This window comes from Kitasatospora sp. NPDC086009, assembly GCF_044540385.1.
Classification (GTDB): domain Bacteria; phylum Actinomycetota; class Actinomycetes; order Streptomycetales; family Streptomycetaceae; genus Kitasatospora.
In genome coordinates, this window is record NZ_JBITSA010000031.1 from 41399 (window position 1) to 51129 (window position 9731).

Sequence of the window (9731 nt, forward strand, 5' to 3'; positions counted from 1 at the left end):
CCCGACACCGTGCAACCCGAGGAGATACCGATGCGCGACCGCCAACCGCCTCGGGACGCAGACGACCGCCCCAACCCCGCGCCGCACCACGGCGACCTGACGAACCGGATGCCCGCCCAGTCCGTCGTCGCCCAGCGGTCGCCGGTCGGCCGGCCTCCGGACAAGCCGGCCGACTCCGGTGTCATCGGCCGGCTGACCACCACCGTCGAACGCCTGCGCCGCGAACTCACCCTGGCGCGGGCCGAGGCGGACGGCCGGGCCTTGATCGAGCTCGCCAAGGGGATCCTGGTCGAGCGCCTGGGCTACGGCCCCGCGGACGCCCTCCGGCAGCTCGAAGACCTGGCGGGCCAGTCCAACGTGTCCGTCCTGGAGCTGGCGGCCGACCTGGTCAACCAGGCCTCGCACGACCGGATCGCGGACCTCGCCCGCGAGTTCCTGGCCTCCACCGGCGAGCCGTCGGTGGGCGTTCGGCTGCGCAGCGCGGAGACCGGCATGCTCGGGGCCGACGACGTCCAGGCCGTCGCGCAGTCCGCCCTCGAACACGCGCTGCGGCCGCTCGGGGCGCAGGCGGTGGCGATCTGGGCGGCCAACTCCGACCAGTCCCTGACGCTGGCCGGCAGTGCCGGTTTCGCGGAGGAGGAGGCGAGGCGCTGGCGCCATGTCCCGCCCGGGGTGCCCGTCCCCGCGCGCCGCGCGCTGACCGAGCGGGCCACCGCGACCTACCAGTCGCTGGCCGCCACGGGCCTCCCCTCGATCGGGCAGCGGGAGTTCGGCGGCGGACGGCTGGCGGTACCGGCGGGCGCGGGCGGCCGGATCACTGGCGTCCTGGAGGTCTGCTGGAGCGGCGGCCTGCCTCCGCAGTCCCAGTCGCTGCAACGGCAGTTCGAGGCCCTGGCGGAACTGTGCGCCACCGCCCTGGAGTCCCGCCCGGCCGTCGTCGACACCAACGGCGGCGCCGACCCGGAGACCACCGACCTGCTGGAACTGGTCCACGGCCTGAACGACCCCTGCCTGATCATGCACCCGGACGTCGACGCGTCCGGCCGGGCCACCGACTACCTGATCAAGCACCTCAACCCGAGCTTCGAGGACTTCGCCGGGCGGCCGCGCAGCGCCATCCTCGGCGCCCGGCTGCTGGAGGCCTACCCGCTGGCCGCCGAGCCGGGCGGCCTCTTCGAGATGATCGAACACGTCCTCGCGACCGGCGAGTCCTTCCGCTCGCCCGGGATGATCCTGTCCGCGCTGGTGGACGGCGTCCGGCTGACCACCCGGGCCCGGGTGAGCATCAGCCGCCACGGGGCCTACGCGGTCGTCGTGTGGCGGACCGAGGACGGTACCGCCCGGGTCGCCAACCTGCTCCAGCACGCCCAGCGCCTCGGGCGCATCGGCGGCTTCGAGGAGAACCTGCACACCGGCGAGATCGCCTGGAACGAGACCCTGTTCGACCTCCACGGCCTCCCCCCGCACGCCGAACCCGTCCCGCTGGAGCAGTTGCCGACCCATGCGCACCCCGACGACGGGCATGCCATCGGCCGGTTCCTGCGCACCCTGCTACACCACCAGCGGCCCGCCTCGACGGCCTTCCGCCTCCAGCGCGCCGACGGGATCGCCCGGCACATCCGGGTGGTCGCCGAGCCCGTCCTCGACGCCGACGCCCGCATCGTCGCCGTCCGCGGCGCCTACCAGGACGTCTCCGCCCAGCACTGGACCGAGGTCGCCCTCGCCGCCACCCGCGACCAGCTCGCCCACACCGAACAGCAGGCCGCCGAACGCAACCGGCTGGCCCTGCAGCTGCAGCACGCCATCATGCCGCCCAGCCGCGGCCCGTTGGACCTGCACGACCTGCGCGTGGCGGTGCGCTACCGGCCCGCCGAGAAGGACCACCTGGTCGGCGGCGACTGGTACGACGCCCTCGCCCTGCCCACCGGCCAGGTGCTGCTGTGCGTGGGCGACGTCGCCGGACACGGCATCGAAGCGGCGACCGGGATGGTCGCGCTGCGCAACGCCCTGCGCGGGCTGGCCGCCACCGGTGCCGGCCCTGGCCAGCTCCTGGGCTGGCTGAACACCGTGACCCACCACCTCACCGACAACGTCACCGCGACCACCGTCTGCGCCCTCTACGATCCGCGGACCCGGGCCCTTCGGTGGGCCAGGGCGGGTCACCTCCCGCCCATCCTGGTGCGGGACGGCCGCGCGACCGAGCTGCCCACCGTCGCCGGCATCCTGCTCGGTGCGATCGACCAGGCCGACTACGACGAGGGGGAGATCCGGCTGGAGGCCGGGGACACCCTGATGATGTACACCGACGGCCTGATCGAGCGCCGGGACCGCTCCCTGGAGCAGTCGCTCGCCGACCTGCTGAGCACCGCCGGGGACGCGGACGGCGTCGCGGAGCTCGACCGCCGGCTCGACCACCTCCTGCGGTACAGCAGCTCCGACACCGACGACGACACCTGTCTGATCGGGATCTCGGTCCGCTGAGCCGTCGGGCCCCGCGGAGCTTCGCGGAGTCCGCCGGCCGGGTGCCTACGCGACCCCGGCTCCGTGCGGGACAGAGGGAGCGGGGACGCGCCTGGCGCCCCGCTCCCCCGGCGGGGGAAGCGGCGCAGCGAGAGGAGCACGCCATGAGCACCCCGGACGACGAGCAGGTACAGGTACGGGACGGTGAGCAGGTACGGGACCGCTCCGCGGAGGAGAGGTCCGTCACGGCCCCCACCCCGGCGGACGTGCGGGCCAAGGCCGAGAGCTCGGAGGAGGACGACGACGAGCCGGAGGCTCCCGCGGCGGACGTCCGGGCGCCCTGACGCCGGAGCCGCCCGGCGCCGGGTCCTCCCGACGCCGGGCGGCTCGGGCCGGCCGAGCGGGCGGCCAGGCCGTTTCGGGCGGGCGGCTCGGGCCGGCCGAGCGGGCGGCCGGGCCGTTTCGGGCGGTTTCCAGCGGTCGTCGCACCACCTGACCGGTGGTCCAAGGCCGCGAGCAGCGCGCAGAGACGCTCGGCCGGGGTTGTCCCGGCCGAGCGTCCGGCGTGCGTGGGCGGCGGTCGGGCTGGTCGGCGACGGCGCCCCGACCCTCCGGTCCGTCAGGGAGCCGCCCGGTCGGGTCGGGCCGGGCTCAGGCGGGCCCGTCCGGCAGGGGTGAGCGCAGCGAACTGCGGCCGGCCTTCCAGTGCTCCAGCAGGTGGGCGGCGAACCGGTCGTCCACCACCTCGGCCGCCGCGATGCCGAACGCGATGTCGGGCTCCAGCTCCGCCTCGCTCGCGAGCAGCTCTCCGATGACACCGCGCCGCATCAGCTGTTCGTGAACGGCGTCCGCCTCGATGTGCTCGCGGTAGAACAGCGTGCCGTCCGGACCCGCGCCCAGCCGTTCCAGGGCGGCCGCCAGCCGGGCGGAACCCGGCGAGGAGGTGACCTCGACGACGGCGAACAGGCCGACCGCCGCGCCCCGCAGGGACCGGTGCAGGCCGAACAGGGTCATCAGGTTGACCACCGCCAGCGCGGGGGCCGGAACGCGGTCCAGGTAGTGCCCGTAGCCGGGGTCGAGGCCCAGGTCCGCCATCATCCGGGCGAAGAGCAGGGCGTGGGCGCGGTCCGGCCGGCCCGCGCCGTACTCGTCGAACGCGACCGCCATCAGGGCCGCCTGCGCCGGACCGTGCACCCGGGGGATCATCCACAGCTGCGGGTCGGCCTCCTTGAGGTGGTAGACCGAGCGGTGCACCAGGTACTCCCGGGCCTGCCAGCGCTCGCCCTCGGCGAGCAGGTAGTGCGACGGCCCGGAGCCGTCGACGGGCTCGGTCAGCAGCTGTTCCAGGGCGTCGCCGACCCGCTCCGCCGGCTTCGCCTGCTCCCGGACGGCGGCGAGGAACGGCACTTCGAGCTCCCGCCGGAACGCCAGCAGGGCGGGATCCCACTCCCAGTCGGGGTCCACGCCCGCCAGACCGCGGTCGTGCAGGTCGTAGCAGAGGTGGAGGGCGAGCTGGTGGTCCTCCCCCCACGGGTCCGAGGGCGGCCCCGGTGCGACGACCGGCCGGCCGGAGCCCGGCGGGCCGGCCGCGACGGCTTCGAGTACGGCGCCGGAGAGCGGGCCCCGGGCCTCGGGCAGGGCGTTCACCGCCCGCTCCGAAGGCCGTCCGGGGCCCCCGGCCGGGCTGCCCGGCGCTCCTCGGTCCCGGTGAACGCCGTCCGGCCCCGCTGTCGCATCATGCCCGTCTCCTGTCGTCGGACGTCCCTGTCCGTCCGAGCGGCTGCCCGGCATCCGCCCGGACTAACCTGCGGTCCGTCGGAGAGAGCAGCCGGCCCGGCCCCGCCGGACCGGGTCAGCGCATCGGCCGCCGACCGGCTCGCCGGACCCGGAACGCGGCCACCGCGAGTGCCACGAGGAACACCACGACGCCGATGACCAGCAGATACGCCAGACCTTCGGCGACCGCGCCGATCAGTCCGAGCACGATCGCCGCGATCACCAGCAACAGAACCCAGACCATGGTCCGACCGCCTTCCGTCGATTGCCCGAGCACCGCCCGGGGGCCGTCCGGGGTCCACCGCTCCCGACCGCCCGGGCGGCGGCCCGCGCTCGGACGGCACCGTACCGCTGTGACCGGGGCCGGTGTGACTGGCCTCGGTGTGAGCGGCGTCGATGTGAGCGGCGTCGATGTGAGCGGCGTCGATGTTCGCGGGACCGGCACCCTGGCGGCTGCCCAGTCGCGGCCGCTCCCAAGCGGCGCCCGCACGCGCCGTTTCGGCCCGGGCCCGCTCGGGCACACGCCCGAGCGGCCGACTCAGCGGCCCTCGGGGACGGGCGCCGAACCCGGCGCGTCGCCACGACCACAGGGGGCGTCGATGTCACCAGCTCTGCGAACCGCACGGAAGCGCCACTACCTGATGTGCCGGCCGACGTACTTCGCCGTCGACTACGCGATCAACCCCTGGATGGATCCCGCCCGGCCGGTCGACTCGGCCCGGGCGGTCCGTCAGTGGGAACGCCTGGTGAGCCTGTACCGCGAACTGGGGCACAGCGTGAGCCTGGTGGAGCCGCGCCCGGGTCTGCCGGACATGGTCTTCGCGGCGAACGCGGCGAGCGTCGTCGACCAGCGCGTGCTGGTCTCCAGGTTCCGGCACCCGGAGCGCGCGGCGGAGGCGGACGCCTACCGGCAGTGGTTCACCGAGCGGACCTTCCGCCGGGTCGCCACGGCCGGCCACGTCAACGAGGGCCAGGGCGACATCCTGCCGGCCGCGGGCCTGCTCCTGGCCGGGACCGGATTCCGTACGGAACCGGCCGCCCACGCCGAGGTCCAGGCCCTCCTGGGACTCCCCGTGGTGACACTGACCCTGACCGACCCCCGCTTCTACCACCTGGACACCGCGCTGGCCGTACTCGGGGAGACCGAGGCCATGTACTACCCCGGCGCCTTCGACCCGGCGGCCCGCGCCACGCTGGAGGCCCTGTTCCCGGACGCCCTGCTCGCCGAACGCGCCGAGGCGGAGGCCTTCGCCCTCAACGCCGTCTCCGACGGCCGCCACGTCGTCCTGCCCCCGTCCGCCGTCCGGCTGGCCGCGCAGTTGGAGGAGCGGGGGTTCCAGCCGATCGGCGTCGAGATGAGCGAGTTCCTCAAGGCCGGCGGCGCCGCCAAGTGCTGCACGCTCGACCTGCACGGTTGCGCCGAGGGCGAGCCCGTCCGGCTGCGCCGGGACGCCGAGGTGGCCGAGGACACCCGGGAGGCCGCCTGAGGTCTCCCCCGCTGCGGCCGAACACGCCCTGTGAGGCGGCGGCCCCGCGCGGGCCGGACGCGGCCCGGCCGGGGGCTCAGGCCCCCGTGGTCTGGTCGGCGATCATGCGGACCAGACCCTCGCGGCCGGCGCGGCGCAGTTCGCCGAGCTGGCGGACCGCTCCGTTGCCCTCGCGCAGGACCCGCTCCAGCACCGGGGTGATGTGCCTGCCGTCGTCCCCCATCGCGGGGGCGGTGAACTCCACCAGCGCGGCGACCGCGTCGCCGAACGCCCGCAGCCCGCCGTGGAGCGGGTCGAAGACCTCATCGGCGCAGCCGTGGCGGGCGCCGCGCCACAGGGCCGCGTCCAGGGTCTCGGGCCGGAACGCGGCGGCCGGCGGGCCGGGTATCTCCTCGCCGAGCAGCCGGGTGGCGAGGGCACGGACGGTACCGGCGAGCATCACCGCCTCGTCCGGGCGCAGCTGGACGTCCATGGCGCGGATCTCGACGGTCGGGTAGCGCTCCGAGAGCCTGATGTGCCAGTAGATCTGGCCGGTGTCCGGGATCAACCGGTCCTCCACGAGGGCCCGGATCCGCCGGTCGTACTCCTCGGGGCCGTCGATGAACGGCGGCAGACCGCTGACGGGCCAGCGGTTGAAGACCACCGTGCGCCAACTGGCGAAGCCGGTGTCGGTGCCCTGGGACAGCGGCGAGTTCGCGGCCAGCGCGACCAGCAGGGGAAGCCACGGCCGCAGTCGGTTCTGCAGCGCGACGCCGGTGGCCCGGTCGGGGATGCCCAGGTGGATGTGCATGCCGCAGATGAGCTGCTCGTCGGTGAGGCGCCGAGCGTCGCTGTGGATGGCCCGGTAACGGGCGGTGTCGGTCACCGGCACGGGCAGCCGGTCGGTGAACGGCGCACTCGCGCAGGCCGCGAGGAGGCAACCGTCCTGGCGCGCCGCCTCGCCCAGCGCGTGCCGCATCCGGACGAGGTGCCCGCCGATCTCGTCGAGTTCCCGGCAGACGGGCGTCGCTACCTCCAACTGCGCCTGCAGCAGCTCGCGTTGCACCTCGCCGTGGTCCATCGCGGGCTGCAGGTCGGCCGCCCGGCGCACCTGTGCGGCACGTGCGACGGGGGTGCCGGCCGAACGGTCGAGCAGGAGGTACTCCTCCTCCACTCCAAGGGTGATCATGTCTCGCGCATACCCGCCGCTCCGGCGTCCACTCCTGGTGACCGTGGCACCCCCTGCGCCCCGGCTGCTCCCCGCCGGCCGGGCCGGCGGGGCGCAGCCGGCGGGCGGCGGCCGCGGTTCGGATGGGCCCGCAAGGGTAGACGTCGCGGCTGGAGGTGTTCCCCATGACCGGAAGGGCTTCCACGGGAGGACTGCTCGCGGTCTCGTGCTCCGAGGAACGCGACGGCGTGGTCGTGTGCACCGTGAACGGCGCACTGGACATCCAGACCGCCGGGACGCTCCAGGGCGCACTGCGACAACGGCTGGCCGCGACCCCGCCACCCGAGGTACTCGCGGTCGATCTGCGGGGCGTGGGCTTCTGCGACTCCACCGGGCTCAACGCCCTCCTGCTCCTGCGGTCGGAGGCCGAGCGTGCGGGTACGTCACTGCGCCTGGCCGGAGTACGGCCGAGGGTGTGGCGGGTCCTGGACACGACCGGGACGGCGACGGTGTTCGCCGTCCACGCGAGGGCGGCGGACATCCGCCCGGCGCGGACGCGCAGCGGCGCGGGGTGAGCAGCCGGCCCCTCCGGCCGCGGCCCGCGGCGACGGCAGGCACGCCCCCGGCAGGCCGGTGACGGTCGTCCGACCCGCTCGGCCGGTCAGGGCTCTCAGGCCCGGGCGCGGGACCGGCCGGTCCACTCCAGCAGCCGCTCGCGCGGCCAGGTCGTCACCAGCCGGTCCCGCCCCAGGCCGATGCGTGCGGCGCGCGCGTAGCCGGAACTCTGCCAGTGCAACTGCTCCGGCGCGTGGGCGTCGGTGTCCACGGCGAACAGGCAGCCCGCCTCTGCCGCCAGCAGCAGCAGGTCGTCGGGCGGGTCCCGCCGCTCGGGCCGGCAGTTGATCTCCACCGCCGTGCCGGCCTCGGCGCAGGCCCGGAAGACGGCAGCGGCGTCGAAACGCGACTGCGGCCGGCCCCGGCCGGTGACGATCCGACCGGTGCAGTGCCCGAGCACGTCGGTGTAGGGGTTGACCACCGCCGCCACCATCCGGGCGGTCATCGGGCCCGGTTCGGCGCGCAGCTTCGAGTGCACCGACGCCACGACCACGTCGAGGCGGCCGAGCAGTTCCTCCGTCTGGTCCAGCGAGCCGTCGTCCAGGATGTCGCACTCGATCCCGGAGAGCAGCCGCAGCGCCCCCGGGCGGCTGTCGACGGCCGCCACCGCTTCCAGTTGGAGCCGCAGCCGCTCCGGGCCGAGGCCGTGCGCGACGGTGAGCCTGGGCGAGTGGTCGGTGAGCACGGCCCAGCGGTGCCCCAGCGCGCGGGCGGCATCCGCCATCTCCTCGATCGGGCTGCCGCCGTCGGACCAGTCGGAGTGCATGTGGCAGTCCCCGGCGCTCGCGGTCACCAGCTCCCAGCCGGACCGGGCGGCCGGGCCGACGTCCGACTCCAGCCGCGCGAGGTAGGCGGGTGTCCCGCCCGCCGAAGCCTGGGCGATCACCTCCGCGGTCACCGGGCCGACGCCGCGCAACCGGCCCGCCACCGCCGCGTCGACCGGGCCGACGGGCAGTGCTCCGACCGCGTCGGCCGCCGTGTGGAAGGCCCGGACCCGGTAAGGGGAGGCGCCGCGCCATTCGAGCAGGAAGGCGATCCGCCGGAGTGCTTCGGTCGGGTCCATGGCACCACGGGTCCTCTCCTCGGGCCGGCGCCACCCGGCCCGGATCTCGGCGCGCCCCCGGGTGTCCGGGATCCCGCCGCGCCGGGCACGGCCCTCTCCTCGCCGGCGGGAGCACCGCACGGCGCCTACCCGGGACGGGGGCCCCGACACGGTCCCCAGGCCGTGCGGACACCGGACGGCGGACCAGGGCCCCCGGCCACCACCGGGTGCCGACGGGAGACGGGTGCCCGCGGGTGCCGGATGCCCCCGAAGGGGGACGGAATGTGCGCGAAGCGGTGGTCGGGAGGATCCACAGGTGTCCTCCCGGACACCCGTTGGAATGCGTGGCCCATGGACCCCACCCATACGCTGCCGACCGGCAGCGAGATCACCCTGACCGCGAACGGCCGGGCACACACGCTCGTGGTCGACCACCGGGCCACGCTCCTCGACGTGCTCCGCGAGCGGCTCGGACTGACCGGCGCGAAACAGAGCTGCGACCACGGCCAGTGCGGCGCCCGCACCGTGCTGCAGGATGGACGGCGGGTCAACAGCTGCCGGCTGCCGGCCGTCGCCCAGGACGGCGCCGCCGTCACCACCGTGGAGGGTCTGGCCGGTCCGGACGGGCCGCACCCGCTCCAGCGCGCGTTCGTCGACCAGGACGCGTTCCAGTGCGGCTTCTGCACGGCGGGCCAGCTCTGCTCGGCGGCCGGCCTCCTGGCGGAGACCGCCGACGATCCGCTCCCCGTCGACGAGGCGACCGTGCGCGAACAGCTGAGCGGCAACATCTGCCGCTGTGGCGCCTCCCCGGGCATCGTCCGGGCCGTGCTGCGGGCTTAGGCCAAGCTGCGGGCCGAGCCGGCCGTCGACGGGGAGGCGCCGGCATGAAGCCCCTCGGCTACACCCGCCCCCAGGACACCGCCGCCGCCCTGCTGGCCGGGCGACCGGACGCGCGCGCCCTGGCCGGCGGGACCAACCTGGTGGACCTGACGAAGCTCGGGTTCGAGCGGCCGGCGCTGCTGGTGGACATCGCCCGCCTCCCGCTCGACCGGATCGAGGAGACCCCGGACGGGGGTCTGCTGATCGGCGCGACCGTGCGCAACAGCGACCTAGTGCTGTGACCGCATAGGTTCGCCGGGTCGCCCTTGCAGCGGTTGGATGTGTGGCACGTCCATCTGATTGGAGGCAGCCATGCACGAAGCCG

General features: G+C 75.2%; 9 protein-coding genes and 1 pseudogene. 6 read left to right on the forward strand and 4 right to left on the reverse strand.

What is annotated here, in order from left to right:
- The first annotated feature begins 30 nt into the window (after positions 1 to 30).
- Complete coding sequence (locus tag ACIF6L_RS37180; protein ID WP_396491759.1) at positions 31 to 2481, forward strand: SpoIIE family protein phosphatase; 2451 nt, start codon at positions 31 to 33, stop codon at positions 2479 to 2481.
- Between the two features lie 143 nt (positions 2482 to 2624).
- Entirely contained in the window at positions 2625 to 2804 is a 180-nt protein-coding gene (locus ACIF6L_RS37185) for a hypothetical protein (RefSeq protein WP_396491760.1), read from the forward strand.
- Between the two features lie 307 nt (positions 2805 to 3111).
- On the opposite strand, the gene ACIF6L_RS37190 is transcribed toward ACIF6L_RS37185, so the two are convergent.
- Together ACIF6L_RS37190 and ACIF6L_RS37195 are read right to left on the reverse strand one after the other, a co-directional pair.
- The gene (locus tag ACIF6L_RS37190) at positions 3112 to 4107 is read right to left on the reverse strand and encodes an iron-containing redox enzyme family protein (protein WP_396491761.1); all 996 of its coding nucleotides are present in this window, start codon (positions 4105 to 4107) and stop codon (positions 3112 to 3114) included.
- A gap of 205 nt (positions 4108 to 4312) precedes the next feature.
- Positions 4313 to 4480, reverse strand: a complete 168-nt coding sequence (locus tag ACIF6L_RS37195; protein ID WP_359810071.1) for a hypothetical protein — start codon at positions 4478 to 4480, stop codon at positions 4313 to 4315.
- A 355-nt stretch (positions 4481 to 4835) separates the two neighbouring features.
- Here ACIF6L_RS37195 and ddaH point away from each other — a divergent pair, with 355 nt between their 5' ends.
- Positions 4836 to 5723: a dimethylargininase gene (gene ddaH, locus ACIF6L_RS37200; protein ID WP_396491762.1), complete on the forward strand. Its 888-nt coding sequence runs from the start codon at positions 4836 to 4838 to the stop codon at positions 5721 to 5723.
- 76 nt (positions 5724 to 5799) lie between these two features.
- On the opposite strand, the gene ACIF6L_RS37205 is transcribed toward ddaH, so the two are convergent.
- On the reverse strand, positions 5800 to 6891 hold the full coding sequence (locus ACIF6L_RS37205; RefSeq protein ID WP_396491763.1) for a glutamate--cysteine ligase: 1092 nt from the start codon (positions 6889 to 6891) through the stop codon (positions 5800 to 5802).
- 164 nt (positions 6892 to 7055) lie between these two features.
- On the opposite strand from ACIF6L_RS37205, the gene ACIF6L_RS37210 reads away from it, so the two are divergent.
- On the forward strand, positions 7056 to 7445 hold the full coding sequence (locus ACIF6L_RS37210; RefSeq protein ID WP_396491764.1) for an STAS domain-containing protein: 390 nt from the start codon (positions 7056 to 7058) through the stop codon (positions 7443 to 7445).
- 95 nt (positions 7446 to 7540) lie between these two features.
- Here the strand turns inward: ACIF6L_RS37210 and ACIF6L_RS37215 are convergent, their stop codons facing one another.
- Entirely contained in the window at positions 7541 to 8548 is a 1008-nt protein-coding gene (locus ACIF6L_RS37215) for a PHP domain-containing protein (protein ID WP_396491765.1), read from the reverse strand.
- A 330-nt stretch (positions 8549 to 8878) separates the two neighbouring features.
- Here ACIF6L_RS37215 and ACIF6L_RS37220 point away from each other — a divergent pair, with 330 nt between their 5' ends.
- Together ACIF6L_RS37220 and ACIF6L_RS37225 are read left to right on the forward strand one after the other, a co-directional pair.
- Positions 8879 to 9367: a (2Fe-2S)-binding protein gene (locus tag ACIF6L_RS37220; protein WP_396491766.1), complete on the forward strand. Its 489-nt coding sequence runs from the start codon at positions 8879 to 8881 to the stop codon at positions 9365 to 9367.
- Between the two features lie 44 nt (positions 9368 to 9411).
- Positions 9412 to 9639: pseudogene (locus ACIF6L_RS37225) on the forward strand (FAD binding domain-containing protein); the annotation flags it as partial.
- Positions 9640 to 9731: the final 92 nt, after the last annotated feature.

Coding starts and splice junctions, on each gene's coding strand:
- ACIF6L_RS37215 (WP_396491765.1), bottom strand. CDS start 8,548: ATGGACCCGACCGAAGCACTCCGGCGGATCGCCTTCCTGCTCGAATGG.
- ddaH (WP_396491762.1), top strand. CDS start 4,836: ATGTCACCAGCTCTGCGAACCGCACGGAAGCGCCACTACCTGATGTGC.
- ACIF6L_RS37195 (WP_359810071.1), bottom strand. CDS start 4,480: ATGGTCTGGGTTCTGTTGCTGGTGATCGCGGCGATCGTGCTCGGACTG.
- ACIF6L_RS37205 (WP_396491763.1), bottom strand. CDS start 6,891: ATGATCACCCTTGGAGTGGAGGAGGAGTACCTCCTGCTCGACCGTTCG.
- ACIF6L_RS37180 (WP_396491759.1), top strand. CDS start 31: ATGCGCGACCGCCAACCGCCTCGGGACGCAGACGACCGCCCCAACCCC.
- ACIF6L_RS37210 (WP_396491764.1), top strand. CDS start 7,056: ATGACCGGAAGGGCTTCCACGGGAGGACTGCTCGCGGTCTCGTGCTCC.
- ACIF6L_RS37185 (WP_396491760.1), top strand. CDS start 2,625: ATGAGCACCCCGGACGACGAGCAGGTACAGGTACGGGACGGTGAGCAG.
- ACIF6L_RS37220 (WP_396491766.1), top strand. CDS start 8,879: ATGGACCCCACCCATACGCTGCCGACCGGCAGCGAGATCACCCTGACC.